This is a genomic window from Thermofilum adornatum (assembly GCF_000446015.1).
In the GTDB taxonomy this organism is placed as follows: domain Archaea; phylum Thermoproteota; class Thermoprotei; order Thermofilales; family Thermofilaceae; genus Thermofilum; species Thermofilum adornatum.
In genome coordinates this window covers 1,221,749-1,235,642 of sequence record NC_022093.1, presented here as the reverse complement: position 1 = coordinate 1,235,642, position 13,894 = coordinate 1,221,749, and the positions used below count along the sequence as shown (strand labels likewise).

The 13,894-nt window shown below is 44.4% G+C and carries 14 protein-coding genes; 1 reads left to right on the top strand and 13 read right to left on the bottom strand.

Features of this window, described 5'->3' with window-relative positions; translation table 11 throughout:
- Positions 1 to 82 precede the first annotated feature (82 nt).
- The 13 genes from N186_RS06695 to trxA form a co-directional block, all read right to left on the bottom strand.
- Positions 83 to 1,861 carry an alpha/beta hydrolase family protein gene (locus N186_RS06695; RefSeq protein WP_020963026.1) on the bottom strand — a complete coding sequence of 593 codons (1,779 nt, stop codon included), beginning with the start codon at positions 1,859 to 1,861 and terminating at the stop codon, positions 83 to 85.
- Between the two features lie 219 nt (positions 1,862 to 2,080).
- Positions 2,081 to 2,830, bottom strand: coding sequence for a hypothetical protein (locus N186_RS06690; RefSeq protein WP_020963025.1), 750 nt, complete (start codon positions 2,828 to 2,830; stop codon positions 2,081 to 2,083).
- Positions 2,831 to 3,610, bottom strand: coding sequence for a hypothetical protein (locus tag N186_RS06685; protein WP_020963024.1), 780 nt, complete (start codon positions 3,608 to 3,610; stop codon positions 2,831 to 2,833).
- Positions 3,611 to 3,613: 3 nt separating this feature from the next.
- The gene (locus tag N186_RS06680) at positions 3,614 to 4,612 is read right to left on the bottom strand and encodes an ABC transporter ATP-binding protein (protein ID WP_020963023.1); all 999 of its coding nucleotides are present in this window, start codon (positions 4,610 to 4,612) and stop codon (positions 3,614 to 3,616) included.
- A gap of 91 nt (positions 4,613 to 4,703) precedes the next feature.
- The gene (locus N186_RS06675; RefSeq protein WP_148682122.1) at positions 4,704 to 5,780 is read right to left on the bottom strand and encodes an MFS transporter; all 1,077 of its coding nucleotides are present in this window, start codon (positions 5,778 to 5,780) and stop codon (positions 4,704 to 4,706) included.
- A gap of 15 nt (positions 5,781 to 5,795) precedes the next feature.
- Positions 5,796 to 6,665, bottom strand: coding sequence for a LysO family transporter (locus N186_RS06670; protein WP_020963021.1), 870 nt, complete (start codon positions 6,663 to 6,665; stop codon positions 5,796 to 5,798).
- Between the two features lie 57 nt (positions 6,666 to 6,722).
- A complete protein-coding gene (locus tag N186_RS06665) occupies positions 6,723 to 7,448 on the bottom strand; it encodes an HAD family hydrolase (protein WP_020963020.1) in 726 nt (241 codons plus the stop codon).
- Positions 7,449 to 7,534: 86 nt separating this feature from the next.
- Positions 7,535 to 7,678: a hypothetical protein gene (locus N186_RS09745; RefSeq protein WP_187147006.1), complete on the bottom strand. Its 144-nt coding sequence runs from the start codon at positions 7,676 to 7,678 to the stop codon at positions 7,535 to 7,537.
- Between the two features lie 35 nt (positions 7,679 to 7,713).
- On the bottom strand, positions 7,714 to 8,580 hold the full coding sequence (locus N186_RS06660) for an ABC transporter ATP-binding protein (protein WP_148682121.1): 867 nt from the start codon (positions 8,578 to 8,580) through the stop codon (positions 7,714 to 7,716).
- 10 nt (positions 8,581 to 8,590) lie between these two features.
- The gene (locus N186_RS06655; protein WP_020963018.1) at positions 8,591 to 9,394 is read right to left on the bottom strand and encodes a carbohydrate ABC transporter permease; all 804 of its coding nucleotides are present in this window, start codon (positions 9,392 to 9,394) and stop codon (positions 8,591 to 8,593) included.
- Complete coding sequence (locus N186_RS06650; RefSeq protein ID WP_020963017.1) at positions 9,382 to 10,245, bottom strand: carbohydrate ABC transporter permease; 864 nt, start codon at positions 10,243 to 10,245, stop codon at positions 9,382 to 9,384. Before N186_RS06650 ends, N186_RS06655 begins: the two co-directional genes overlap by 13 nt.
- Positions 10,246 to 10,271: 26 nt before the next feature.
- Positions 10,272 to 11,576: an extracellular solute-binding protein gene (locus N186_RS06645; protein ID WP_020963016.1), complete on the bottom strand. Its 1,305-nt coding sequence runs from the start codon at positions 11,574 to 11,576 to the stop codon at positions 10,272 to 10,274.
- Between the two features lie 133 nt (positions 11,577 to 11,709).
- Entirely contained in the window at positions 11,710 to 12,120 is a 411-nt protein-coding gene (gene trxA, locus N186_RS06640; protein ID WP_020963015.1) for a thioredoxin, read from the bottom strand.
- 194 nt (positions 12,121 to 12,314) lie between these two features.
- On the opposite strand from trxA, the gene glpK reads away from it, so the two are divergent.
- Positions 12,315 to 13,892, top strand: a complete 1,578-nt coding sequence (gene glpK, locus N186_RS06635; RefSeq protein WP_020963014.1) for a glycerol kinase GlpK — start codon at positions 12,315 to 12,317, stop codon at positions 13,890 to 13,892.
- The last annotated feature ends 2 nt before the right edge of the window (positions 13,893 to 13,894 follow it).

Sequence of the window (13,894 nt, the reverse complement as noted above, 5' to 3'; positions counted from 1 at the left end):
GACAATGACGAAGGAACTGAAAAAAGATCAAGCAACCAAAAAGCTTCTTGGAAAAAATGTTTGTGAAAAAATAATTTGTTTTTTAAGGTGGCATAGGTATGTGGAAGGCTGCAAATGCTACGTGGTACCACACTATTAGCATTGTTGCTATGAATACTCCGGGCCACACTTTGCCTGTTTTCCTGTAGAAGTACGTTAAGATGCATATTGTAAGTATTGAAACAACTGGAACAACTATGTAGTAGATCATTGCAAGTGGGACTCCGCCATAAACGTATGTCCAGGAAAGCGTCTGTGGCATTCCGATGTAGAGTGGTACGTAGTAGTAAAGGAGGAATATTATTGAGCCTAAGGATACAATTAACGAGTTTATGAGCAGTTCCATTGTTAGGCTTGCTTTTCCTTCTTTGTACCTCATGAATCCTGCGAAGAGTACTCCTGTTACTAGGTAGTAGAAGAGGAATGGTAGGAAGTACGTAAATGCAAAGGTGAATCTAATTGTACTCATTGGTCTCAGGACGACTGGTTCAGGTAGACCTGCAAGCGTGAATGGGGTCCTGAACAAGGCGTAGCAGTAGGTGAGTGTTATGTAGAGTGGTAGGAGTGTCAAGGCCGCGAACAGGAAGCTCTTAGCCACCGTTTTGAGTGAGAGATCCAGTCCTGTGTGTTGTAGTGTGAAGCCTTTCTTCCTGAGGCTTGCATAGTAGAATGTCGCGAGCAACACTACAGTTACAAGCGCGACTGTGTCTTGCCAAGCCATATACCTGTTTGTCGGTGCTTGAGGCGTGAATATTGTTAGAAGCATGGGGTTCATTCCCCACTCGATGAATGTCGGCAAAAATAGTAGGGGTGGAAGTGCAGTTGTTATGAACGCTGCTATCCAGTAGCTGTAGCCTGTAAAGCCCTTGTATTCGGGCGGTGTTCCCTTTAGCTCCTTGAATGTTTCTGTTTCGAGCAGGTATCCTCCAAATGAGAATATGAAGAACATTGCTGAGAGGAATGCCAGGCTTGTAAAGAGCTGTTTAAGTGGGAATATCAGGTCATTTCTCGGGATTTTTTTGCCTCCTTGGAGCGTCATACTGAACCATTCTATCACGTTGCCAATGCTTGTCGGGTCATCGGTTGAGGCTGCGTGGTCTATGTATGGTTCGTATAGTATTCTTGCTGTTCCTTTGGATATATCTCCGTAGACTTTTCCTGGTATAATATCTTCAGTCACATTGAATATTTGCTTTAGTACAGGGGACTTTGGTATGTCTTTCCCAGTTGGAACCTGAAGCCAAAATGGTGTAAATTCATCTGCAAATGCCATCTGTATCGCTACATTCTTTAGCCTTGGAGCTAATGTTGGGGGCAAGACATAGGAATCCATGTAGAACATTGCTTTATAGCCATCTGGCACTGCGAGTGCCGCGCTCTGTATTGCCCAGCCACCCATAGACATGCCTACGAGTCCAATGTTGTTTTTGTCGACATATGCAAGGCTCCTAAGATAGTTGAGCCCAGCTACGGCTCCGTAGGAAAAAGCTCCCACATTTCCCTCTGAGAAGCCGTGTCCAGTCATGTCGATTGATAGTACGACGTATCCTCTTCTTGCTAGTTCGAGAGCAGTATTTGTCATATAGTCTTTCTGGTTATTGTATCCATGTATTGCTAGTATTCCTGGAGCTGGTTTTTGAGGTGTAGCGTCGGCTGGAACGTAAAGGTGAGCGCTAATCATTTCGCCGTTTGGCCCATAGAATCTGACGTCGTTTACTGTTACGTAGCCGAAATCGCTTATTACTAGGTATGCCAGAAAGCTGAAAAGGATTGCTAGTAGAAGGGAGGCGGCGGCATACATTCCAATTTTTGATTTTTGCATTTTTTGTCGTTATAAAAACTATCGAAAAACATATATATTTTTCTTTACATAGTTGTCCTCATAAAAGAAAAACAAAAATAATCAGTATTTTAGATGGAAAATAGAGTAAAAACTAGAGGCATGATATTACAATGTATTAAAATGGGTTTAAAGGTTTGAATTTGAAGGTAAAAAAAACGTAGATGCTGATTGGGGACTTCCCTTTTGACCATTAAGTAGTCATAGTTCACCAATTATCTTTATTCCGGTTTTTTGTATGTCTCTCGAGACTTTCTTTATTACTACCAATAGTATTGGTATCTGCAGTAGTGTTGTTAAAAAGAGCAAAAATAGTAAATGTGAATCCAGTGGTTGCTGGCCTGCAAGCTTCGTGGCTAGCTGGGGGCCTAGGAGTGGTACAAAAATTATTTGGGACAGGCGTTCTTCATTTATAGGCATGAGTGCGAGTCCTAGGAACGCTAGGCTGGCAATGTCGAACATGTATCCGGGGATACCTGTTTTTAGCGCTAGGGCCCCCAGCAGAAGCCCGTATACAGCGGACTGCACAACTAGTAGTATAAGGGTTAGCAAGACGTGAATGGGGTAGTGTATGGCTATCTCGGCTCCAGCTATTCGGAAAATTATTAGTGTTATAGTGGAAGTTATTCCTGAGGAGAGGAGAAGAGGAATGATTCTGCCTGTTAGTACTAGGAAGACGGATGTTCCTCTGGCTTCGTGTTCCTCTATGAGGCCTAGGACTCCTAGGTAGTCTACCCAGCCGCTTATCATCCATGCTGAGTTCGAGATTATTGTCCAGGCTATTAGTCCCAGGAGGTTTTCTGCGAGGAGCTGTGTTTTTCCTGAAAGGACGAAGCCTAGGAGTAGGGTAACTATCCACAGAGTGTCTGTAAGAGAGCTCGAAATCATGGAGAGTAGGTATCTTCTGGCTCTAATCGCATGGAGCCATATGACTGCACGGGTCCTCCCCATCTATATCCCCCTTACCAATAGTTTTTCTTCGGCCCGCTTTGCTAGGCTCGCTGAGACAATGTTGTATCCAATGGTTAGTATCATCATGGCGACTATGACGCTTGTAAAGAATCCTCCTGTTTCGAGATGTTGTGTCAACATGTCGGCGGCTTCAACGATGTATGTGGTTGGCAAGAGCCTAGAGATTGCTTGGAGCCATGGTGGAAGGACGCTTAAAGGATAAATCGCTCCCGAAGCCAGTAGGATTATGGGGGTTATCCAGTCTAGCCAGGGTGATTCTTCTTTGGCCATGAGTGTTAAGCCTGCAAGAAGCATGCTTAGCCCTATTAGGGGCAAGAGTCCAAGTATGAGTAGGAAAAAGACCCCGGCTACGTATTCGAGGGCGCTTAGTAAGTCGAGGTATATAACAAGTAAAGGTAGGAATACAAGTGTTTTCAGGAGGTTTTCTAAGAGATATTTTGGTAGGAAGGTTATGGTAAGTGATAAAAGCAAACCTTCTGGCACTACCGTGTAGTATGGGAGAATGCCGTGCATTCTTAGGATTATTCCTCTTCCTGCTATGTCCCAGAGGACATCTATCGATCCCGTAACAGTGAGGCTGAGTAGCACGAGGTCTTTTGGCGATATTTCTGCTTGTAGTTGCTGGTAGAGGAAGTAAAGCATAAGGAGGACGAGGTATGGCCTGGCAAGTAATGTGAATAATAAACCCTTGTTGTTCTTTAGCATCGAGACTTCGAAGAACAGACCCGCCCTTAACATGTTTAGGAATGAATGCTTCATAGCTTAAACACCTCTTTGGCCTGTGAGCTTTACAAATACGTCTTCTAGCGATGGTTCAAGAATGCTTATGCTCCGGACTTTTAGCCTTGAAGCCCTGAATTCGTGGAGTAATTTTTCCATTGTTTCTTCAGCCTGGGAGACTGGGACCGAGATTACTATTTTCTCTGCTATACCCTTCCTGTGGTAGATTTTTACCTCGTTGCTTGGAAAATCTTTGAGGATGTTTAGTGCCTGTAGTCCCGACATGCTTGGTAGTCGTACCTCTATGAAGACTGTGTCTGCAACCCTTTTCTTCAGTTCATCGATGGTGTCGATGGCGAGAATTCTTCCTTCTGATATTATCGCTACTCTGTCGCATATAAGCTCTGCCTCGAAGAGGTTATGAGTCGTTAAGAGTATAGATTTTCGTTTCTGGTGTGCGAGGTTTACCAAGAGGTGTCTTATACGCCTGGATGTCACAGGATCTAGGCCAAGTGTAGGCTCGTCCAGAATTAATACGGGAGGGTCAAGGAGCAGGGCTCTAGCTATGCTCAGTCTTGCCTTCATTCCTAGAGACATTTCCTCGTAGAACTTTTCCGCCTGGTTCTGGAGCCCTACGGCCTTTAGGGCTTCATTTACTCTTTCTTCAAGCTTTTTACCGCTGAGTCCGTAAAGCATTCCAAAATATTTTAGGTTTTCCCGGGCTGTCAACTTATAGAAGAAGCCTTTTTCAACACTTAGAGATATGCCTATATGTTTCCTTACCTTTCCTCTCTCTTTTACCACGTCATATCCAAGAATCTTTGCGGATCCTTCGTCTGGTAGGAGGAGCGTAGCTAGTATCTTGACAAGGGTAGATTTTCCGGCACCGTTTGGTCCGAGTATTCCGAGGATTTCGCCTTCGTTTACATTAAAGGACACGCCTTTGAGTGCCTCTATACGGCTCTCAACTGTTTTAAAGAGCCCTACACGCTTCCTAGTGATGTAGGTCTTCTTTAGTCCTTGAACCTCGACGGGATACATCCATTTCACCTCCAGAAAACTGGTCAAAAACCGGGTGACGCTTTGGAGTATATCCTCTAACAAGATATGCTTTGAGCCTATATAAAAAATTTTAGGACTCTTTTCTCCTAAGTGGCAAGCCAGCTAATAGAGCCATAACCGAGCTCATGAAGGCAGTAGTTGCGATGGGCTGGACACGCAATAAGCTACTGAAGCCCACACCGAGCATTGGTCCGAAGAAGTAGCCCACTCCAATAAATGACTCGAACAGGGATGTATATAGATGAACTTCTAGGCTCTGTCTTTTGAAAACTCTTTCTAAAGCAATGCCGTAGACTATTCCTTGCCCTATTCCTGATAGAAGTGCGGTAGATACGTGAATAAGCGAATCATTCGTATACACCACGAGGGCAGGAGTTAACATCAAGAGGGCGGCTAGGTCTAGTCTTCTCAATTTATTGGGAACCCTGTCGAATAGATAGAAAAGAAGCGTTCTAGAAAAAATCATGCCGAAAAGGGTCGCAGAGAGGAGAATTTGTGGAAGCTTCCTGGCTTCGACTAGGACAGGGTAAAACGTTATTAGTCCCGAAGAGTTTAGGGAGTATATTATACAGAGAAGCCATGCAATAGCGGCCTTCCTGAGAGATCCCAGAATGCCGGCAGGAGTGGCTGGCTCTATTCTCCTTTTGTGGCTAAAAATCGCGAAAGAAACTAGAAACACCGAGAATCCTGAGAAGAATAGAAAGGTAAATGCTGGCTCCACAAGCGACAATGGGTAGACAGATGCCATTGCAAGAAGGGAGCCAGAGCTCCAGGAAAATGAAAAGGAAGACACTTTTCCACCGACACTGGATACTGCATTTTCTATGGACGGCCAGAATATCCCAAAGCCTAGGAGTACAAGGCTTGCAGCGATAAAGATGACCACGATTGAATGTGAGAATAAAAATAAGAGGTATCCTGCTGTCAAGAGATTTAGAGAAAGAATTATTGTCTTCGAGTCCCCGAGCCTGCTAACTATGAATGAAGATAGTAATGCGCCTACAATATATAAAAGTGAAGAACTGCCTGTGATTATCCCTATCTCTGCCTCACTGTAGCCTAGCCTTAGCATATAGAGAACGATGACTGGGACAAGCAGTCCCTGCAGAAAAGATAAGGAAAATGATAAGGCGTAAAGTCTTTTCATGGGAACTCACCGGCCTCAAATGGGAAGCATTACAACTATTGATTCTAGAAGCGGCACGATAAATGTCAGAACGAATCCATGCATAATGCTTGGAACTGCGGCTTCCTCGCCGTAAGTATAGATAAAGACTGATAGTGTGTTGTCCATGGTCGTTGCTCCCCCGAGGCTTATTGTTGCCACCTTAAACCTTGATAGAAGTGGTGTAAGTATAAATGTTGCTTGTTCCCTTAGGATGTTTACCAGGAATGCTGTCAGCCCTGCCGATGGGCCAAAAAATTGTGCAACAAAGGGACCAGCGAAACTGTACCACCCAAGACCAAAGAGGATCGACAGAGAATACCTGAGAGGCACTCTGAGAAAAATCGAGGCTACAATGCCAGCTAAGAACGCAGAAACCAGGGTTACCGATAAGGCCTTGAGGAAAACGTCTCCACCGTTCCTTATTGCCTCAAGGTTAATTGTTGTATGCATTGCCAGACCAGTGGCAAAGATTACTGCGAGTACTAGGGGCCATATGACTTGGGACAGGTATGCTTGAAGCCAATTAGCGTATATACCCGTCAGCCACCCTGAGGCTATAGCTATAATTATCGGGTAATTCGGTCTGGCTTCTACATGAGCCGAAATTCTGCGAGACCGTTCTGTGTAGAAGCTACCTATACCAAAGACAAACAGGATAATTAGCGCCAGAAATATGACTGTGTGATATAGAGAGACCTTTAGCGCCTCTATTCCGCTAGCCGCGGCCCATGCACTTATGCTCCAGACTAGTACGAGAACTATTCCCTGGAAGACAAAGCCCGGAAGCTTGATGTTAAAAACCCTGCCGATGAGTAGGGAAGCGAGAAATACGATTATTACCTCAAGGGACCCTAGATCCAGCATAGGAAGGCTTCACTGCTCATGTCTCGTAAACATGTTTTAAATTTTCTTGAAAATTATTCATTGTTTTGGCGGTGTCTTGGCAATTATATCTAGGATTGTGCAGAGTGAGTCGACAACTGGTATTTCTTCTGGAAGACTATAATAGGGGTCAAAGAAGTTTGTCTTGACTACTATTGCTTTGAAGCCTGCATTGTAGACCTCGAGGGCAAATTTCGCTCTATCATCGACGTGTACAATTTCCTCTCTTGGCACGCCCAGCTCTTCTGCTACCTTTATGAGTCCATCTACACGTGAAGGCACATCTTCATATACAACGATTATCTTGTCGAAAAGCTGTGCTAGACCGCTCTCAGCTATCCTCTTGTACTTCATCCCGGGAACACCGTCGCCACCAGACACTGAAACGACTTTTCTGCCAGCCTTCTTGAGCTCGGCGAGGAGCTTAAATGCGCATTTATATGGCTGAGACCCCCTGATACGCGCCTCGAGCATAAGCTCTTTAAACTTCTCTACGTCGTACTTTACATTAATAGAGTATTTGCGGGCAAAATCTTCCAGGAAAACGTGGAACTTGCCGTAGTCCATGACACCTTGTTTTTCAAGCTCATACCACTTCATGTAGACCTCGTCTGTAAGCATTTCAAGCATGTTTGCTGGCACCCCTATGTATAGGAGGAGTATCTGGATGACGTCCCGCATATAGGTGTAGCTGTCTAGAAGTGTGCCATCGATGTCAAAAGAGAAAACCTTTGCATCCCTAACGATTTTTTCAAGTGTTGCCATGTCTATCGCTTGGCATAAAGAGGATTATACCCTTTAAATCTTTCTTAAAAAGAAAGAAAAAACACTTTAAGAAAGAAATTTTAATTTCAAGCCAAGGTTTTTGTATCTACCAGTGACCCCTGTGAATCAAAGAAGTAAATCCTGGACGGCAAGAATCTTATTGTATCGTCGACATTTACCTTTGTGGTGAGGTATAGCTTTACAGGCTTGTCAGAGCCGATATCTGCCAAGACTACCCACTTGTCTCCCCTATACTCGGAACCTATTACTCTGCCTTGATTCCTTGGTCGTCTAGACGCGTATGCTCTGCCCTAAAACCAATATATCCAATATTTTCAACACTAAGACTTTTCAGTTCGGCTATGCTTTCGATCTGAGGAATCAGAATGTTTGCAGGTAAGATATTCATTCCTCCAACAAAGTCTGCAACGTATGTGTTGACGGGTCTGTTGTATATCTCTTCTGGAGTCCCTGTTTGAATTATTTTGCCTTTGTGTAGTATCAATATTTTGTCTGCTAGAGACATGGCTTCTTCTTGGTCATGTGTAGCCATCACAGTCGTGATGCCTACCTGTTTAACGAGGGTCTTTATTTCCCAACGTACACTTGCCCTGAGAGCCGGGTCAATGTTGCTGAATGGTTCATCCATTAGTAAAAGTTTGGGTTGCTTAACTATTGCTCTAGCAACTGCGACTCTTTGTTGCTGTCCGCCTGATAGCTGAGATGGTTTATGGTCAAGAACATGGCTTATACGCAACATTTCTGCGACTTCTCTGACCCTTTTCTTTATCTCCTCCTCGGGCAATTTACGCATTTTAAGTGGGAATGCAATATTGTCAAAGGCTGACATGTGGGGATACAATGCATAGTTTTGGAAGACGTATCCGATGTCCCTTAACTCTGGCGGTACATATGTTTTATTGGAGTCGTCTACTACCCGCCCATCTATTACTACTTCGCCTTCATCAGGCCGTATAACGCCTGATATGATGTTCAAGATTGTGGATTTGCCTTCTCCGCTTGCCCCGAGTATTACGAGGAACTCTGATTTTTCGGCTGTCAATGAGACTTTGTCTAGGACTCTGTTTTTCCCATACGACTTCGAGATATTCCTAAGCTCTAAAAATGCCATTCTCCTCACCTTACCCCTTAATACCACCCGTAATTGCTCTCGAAATATTTTTCTGAACAAACGAGACAAATATCAATGCAGGAATTATGCTTAAAACATTTGCCGCGGCCATGACACCCCACTCTACAACGTATTCGCTACTTACCATTTGACCCAGGATAACTGCTGCTGTTTGGTACCTACTGCTTGAGACCATAACGCTTGAATACATGTATTCGTTCCAGAGATTCAGATAGTTCATTATTACTGCAGAGATAATGCCTGGTATACTTATGGGGAGAATCACATGGATTAGACGCGAAAAGCTTCCGGCTCCATCAAGTCTTGCCGCTACTTCTATTTCTCGTGGGAGATCCAAGAAGAAAGATGTGAGAAGCCAAATGGTGTAGGGCAACGTGTATACTTGATAGCTAATAGCGACGCCGAGAGGAGTATTTGTTAATTTTAGTCTCCACAGCCAGTCATAAATAGGTACTAGCAGGCTTCCCGGGGGAAGCGATTTGACTAGAATCACTAAACCAACTGTGATAACCCAAAGATGGTAGTTAATCGGTAAACGTGCAATCGCATAGGCTGTAGGAATTGAAATCACAAGCGATATTAAGACTGCTAGTGTGATAAAATAGAAAGTATTGAACATGTTTTGGTAGAACTTTAGCTTGTCAAGCACATAAACGTAATTATCCAACGTGTAGTGGACTGGCGGGAATGTTCTCTCTCCTGGAGGCATAAAGCTTATGAGGATAAGGGAGCCTAGCGGTATAATCACTGAGAGAACAATTATAACTAGTATTGCATCACTCAGCGACGCCATCCTCTTATCACCATTATCATGTATGGAATAATCACAACCATTGCTAGAAGGATAAATATCACGGACATAGCTGACCCAAACCCTATCTCGAGACCTCTAACACCCCGATTGTAGATTTGTAGTTCGAGCGTCTCTGTGGCTATTCCCGGGCCTCCTCTTGTTAATAGCTGGACCTTGGCGAATATTCTAAAAGCGTCGATCAAACGCAACAGAAGCACAGCCATAATGACGTTCTTGGTGAGCGGTAGAAGTATCTTTGTTGTCAATTGGAACTTGTTTGCGCCATCCAGCCTGGCCGCAGTAACTATTTCTCGGGGAACTGTGGATAGCCCTGCTAAAATGATAATCATTACGAATGGTGTCATTTGCCATGCATCCATCAATATTATTGTAGGCATAGCCCATGTAGGGTCGTTTAACGGATCAATAGGGCTAAGACCTATACTCTTTAAAAATATGTTGACTATACCGTAGTCAGGATGTAGAAGGAACCTCCATATAACAACTATGTTTACGGCAGGTAGAAGCATTGGAACTAGCATTAGTGGAAGGAAAAGGTATCTATATTTGCTCCAATACAGTAGAGAGGCAAGCAAAATGCCGTATAAAAGTTCAAGAGTAGTCGCTACGATGACGAAATAAATCGTGTTAAAGACTGCTGTGCGGAAGATCTCATCGTTGAACAGGCTTACAAAGTTTTGTAAGCCTATAAAGGTGGGTTCAGTAAAGCCAAGTTTGTACCTGAAAAACGACATGTAGATTGTGTAGATAAGGGCATAGAGGAATACTCCTAGTCCAACTAGGCCCGGTAAAAGAAAAATTTCTTTTTGGAGGAACTCTCTTAACTTCATATTGTAAATATCCTCTGAAGGTTATTTTAGGACTTTATGGCTGAAGTTACTTTAACCATCTCTTCATGTGCCTTATTGATTGCTTCCTCAGCGCTTATTTGTCCTAGCAATCCCATGTAGAGGTATGTACCCACGTTTTCAGCCATGTCTCCCCATAGCGGGTTTGTCCTAACTGGTTTAGCGTTTAATATTATTTCGCGGAATTTGTCTGCAAGCCTTCTTTTACTCTTGTAATCATCATCTGTAAAGACGTTAAGTCGTGTAGGTGGCAAGCCAGCCTCTAATGCGGCGCGTTTTTGTGCTTCAAATGACGTGCTTACCTTTACGAATTCAATTGCTGCATCTGGATTGGTGGTAAAAGCCGATGCGGCCATATACCACACTCCTGATTGGGCTCCAAAGAATGTTTTTTGCCTTGGATAAGGCTGAACCTCTATTTTTCCTACTACCTGAGACTTTTGTGGGTTGTCAATGTCAGCCAGCCATCCGTTCCATGCCACACCAACTGCAACCTCGCCCCGAAGTATAGCGTCGGAATACTCTGCAAGACTCTGGAACTCAGTCATGCGTGGATGACTGTAGTTCTTTAGTTCCTTGAAGAATTCCAGGGCATCTATAGCGGCTTGGCTTTTTAGCGCGGGAGTTACTCCGTCATCTGCGAAGTATCGTCCACCGAATGGATAAAGAATTGCTGGGAAGGTATCTTGAGCTATGGAGGTGCCTTTGACTGAATAAGCGCCGAAGCCATATAATTTGACTCCTACGTCTGTATACTTTGATTTTACTTTTTTAGCAATTCTTAAAACGTCGTCCCAGGTCTGGGGTGGCTGTTCCCCTATACTGTCCAGGATATCTTTCCTATAGAACAAGAAGTTTGCATTACCAGTTATCGCCTGGGCGTAGGTCTTACCGTTTACGGTTGGCCAGCTCTTCAAAGAGTCGGGATAGTTGGAAAGGTTTGGTTGATCAATTGGAAGCAACCAGCCGTTGTTTATCATCATGTGGATCCAGGGCTCGTCAATGTATAATACGTCGTAGTCTGTAGACTTGTTCCGCATGGAAAGAACTATGGTTTGATATTCGTCTGTGTATCCCTTTGGAACATAATCGAGGGAAACGTCGGGATACTTCTTGGAAAATGTGTCCATCAAGTTTCTGACAATGGTCTCGTGGTAACCTGAACGTCCAAGAATAGTTAGCTTGCCGCTGAGCGTTTTTGGTTTCTGTGGTTGCTGGCTTGGGGTGCGGGTCAAAAAGTAGACGCCTCCGCCTAGAACTGCAACTGCAACTGTTCCTCCTAGGATGTAGAGGAACTGCCTTCTGGTTACCATTTTTCCACCGGCGATTTAGTTAGTGTAATTGTAGTATATAAACATTTTTGCAAATTCTTTATAAAATGAGTAAATCGTTTACTTTAGGCCTAATATATTCTTTATAGTCTAAAAAGACCGTTAGACTTTTAGATTAAAGTAGTCGTTCGAGTACATTTTCTATCTGTCTGGAGAGCTGTGGCGAGTAGCCAATGAATCGTGTAAATTCTTTTCCACGGCTGAAAACAATGAGGGTTGGTATACTCATGACTTGGTATTCCGCCGCAAGGTCAGGGTTTTCGTCGATGTTTACCCTCAGGAAGGCAGCTTTCCCCCTGTATTTCTCTGCGAGGGACTCAAATATTGGCTCTATTAGTCTGCAGGGGGCACACCACTCTGCCCAGAAATCTGCTATTGCCAGTTTGCACTTTGCCAGGTTTTCGTGGAAAGTTATACTGTTGCCGTTGGCGTCGTAGGGGCATGTGGCTTCTCTCTTTGTGGCGCCCTCTTTGAGCAACATTTCTTTTAGCATTTTTCTCTTGATTATTTCAAGCTCGCTCTCCATTTTGCGTCGACCAAGAAAGTTAGTTTCTTGAAGATTTAAATAGATAAGTATGGTTTTTAACTTTTAAAAGTCTAGATATATAAATCTTTGGGCATTTTACAGGCAAGCAATAAAGAGAAATACTCTTGGCTCAGCCTCTTATCTATTATATAGCAAAAAATTCATTAGTTTCCTGGTTTTTTATAGGCTTTGTTATGAAGAAATATATACTTGTAATTGACCAAGGAACGACTGGAACCAGAGCAGGCATTTTCGGAGAAGACGGGAAACCTGTCCCAGGGGGATGGGCCTACCGCGAACATACCCAGATTTACCCTCGGCCAGGATGGGTTGAACATAACCCAGCAGAGATCTGGGAGAAAACCCTGCTTTGTATAAAGGATGCCGTTCAAAGGTCAAAGATTTCCCCTAGAGAAATAGTAGCTATTGGAGTAACGAACCAAAGGGAGACAGTAGTTGTTTGGGACCCCAGAACTGGGAACCCGCTTTACAACGCGATTGTCTGGCAGGACCGGAGAACAGCTACGATAACGGATAAACTCAAAGAGAATTATTCTGAGCTCATACACAAGAAGACCGGGCTTGTTCCTGATCCGTATTTCTCAGGTAGCAAGATCCAGTGGCTCCTAGAAAACGTGGATGGTCTCAGGGAAAAGGTAAAGAGGGGAGAGGCAGTTTTTGGAACTATCGATACGTGGATTATTTGGAACTTGACGCGTGGCTCCCGGGAAGTCTTGACGCCTGAAAAGGGCGGCGCACATGTGACAGACTATTCTAACGCAAGCAGAACCATGCTCTTCAACATTGAGAAGCTGAGCTGGGATCAAGAACTATTAGAGCTTATGGGTAAAATACCAGAAGAGTCCCTGCCACTTCCACGTCCATCAAGCGACAAGGAAGTATACGGGTACACTGGTCCAGCGCTAAACGGCATATTTAACGGGGCAAGCATACCTGTGACGGGCGACGCTGGAGACCAGCAGGCAGCACTTTTCGGTCAGGCAGGTTTCGAAGAGGGAGAAGTCAAGTGTACCTATGGTACGGGCAATTTCATCCTCTTGAATACTGGTTTAAGGGTCTTCTATTCGAGGAGAGGCTTGCTGTCGACGGTTTTCTATTCTCTCGAGCCTGGTAAAGCTTACTATGCACTAGAAGGAAGCATCTTTATCACTGGAGCTGCTATCCAGTGGATAAGAGATGGATTAAAGATCATCGAGGTTTCGCCTGAAATCAACCCCTTGGCAGAGTCCGCAGATGATACGGGTGGTCTTTATTTCGTCCCCGCATTTACAGGGCTAGGCGCACCCTACTGGGATCCTTATGCAAGGGGCCTCATCATTGGTATTACACGTGGAACAACGAGGAAACATATAGCTAGGGCGACCCTAGAGAGCATTGCCTATCTGACGCGTGACGTTGTTGACACTATGAAGACAGATGTAGGTAGGGATATAAAAGTCTTGAAGGCGGATGGCGGCGCGTCGCAGAGTGACTTCTTGTTGCAGTTCCAGGCAGATATTCTTGGAGTCGAAGTAGTTAGACCGCTTGTGCGTGAAACAACGTCTCTAGGTGCTGCTTACCTTGCGGGTCTAGCTGTTGGAGTGTGGGGTAGCTTAGAGGAGCTGAAGAGGCTGTGGGTAGAGGAGAAGAGGTTTATCCCGCAAATGGATCCCACGAAGCGTGAAAAGCTTTACGCTGGCTGGAAAGCGGCTGTCAAGCGTGCTCTTGGATGGGCAAAGGAGGTACCTTGGGCCTACGGCTACTCGGAGTAGCG

Excerpts from the sequence above, each read along its gene's own strand:
- N186_RS06695 (WP_020963026.1), bottom strand. The coding sequence starts at position 1,861 with ATGCAAAAATCAAAAATTGGAATGTATGCCGCCGCCTCCCTTCTACTA.
- N186_RS06690 (WP_020963025.1), bottom strand. The coding sequence starts at position 2,830 with ATGGGGAGGACCCGTGCAGTCATATGGCTCCATGCGATTAGAGCCAGA.
- N186_RS06685 (WP_020963024.1), bottom strand. The coding sequence starts at position 3,610 with ATGAAGCATTCATTCCTAAACATGTTAAGGGCGGGTCTGTTCTTCGAA.
- N186_RS06680 (WP_020963023.1), bottom strand. The coding sequence starts at position 4,612 with ATGTATCCCGTCGAGGTTCAAGGACTAAAGAAGACCTACATCACTAGG.
- N186_RS06675 (WP_148682122.1), bottom strand. The coding sequence starts at position 5,780 with ATGAAAAGACTTTACGCCTTATCATTTTCCTTATCTTTTCTGCAGGGA.
- N186_RS06670 (WP_020963021.1), bottom strand. The coding sequence starts at position 6,665 with ATGCTGGATCTAGGGTCCCTTGAGGTAATAATCGTATTTCTCGCTTCC.
- N186_RS06665 (WP_020963020.1), bottom strand. The coding sequence starts at position 7,448 with ATGGCAACACTTGAAAAAATCGTTAGGGATGCAAAGGTTTTCTCTTTT.
- N186_RS06660 (WP_148682121.1), bottom strand. The coding sequence starts at position 8,580 with ATGGCATTTTTAGAGCTTAGGAATATCTCGAAGTCGTATGGGAAAAAC.
- N186_RS06655 (WP_020963018.1), bottom strand. The coding sequence starts at position 9,394 with ATGGCGTCGCTGAGTGATGCAATACTAGTTATAATTGTTCTCTCAGTG.
- N186_RS06650 (WP_020963017.1), bottom strand. The coding sequence starts at position 10,245 with ATGAAGTTAAGAGAGTTCCTCCAAAAAGAAATTTTTCTTTTACCGGGC.
- N186_RS06645 (WP_020963016.1), bottom strand. The coding sequence starts at position 11,576 with ATGGTAACCAGAAGGCAGTTCCTCTACATCCTAGGAGGAACAGTTGCA.
- trxA (WP_020963015.1), bottom strand. The coding sequence starts at position 12,120 with ATGGAGAGCGAGCTTGAAATAATCAAGAGAAAAATGCTAAAAGAAATG.
- glpK (WP_020963014.1), top strand. The coding sequence starts at position 12,315 with ATGAAGAAATATATACTTGTAATTGACCAAGGAACGACTGGAACCAGA.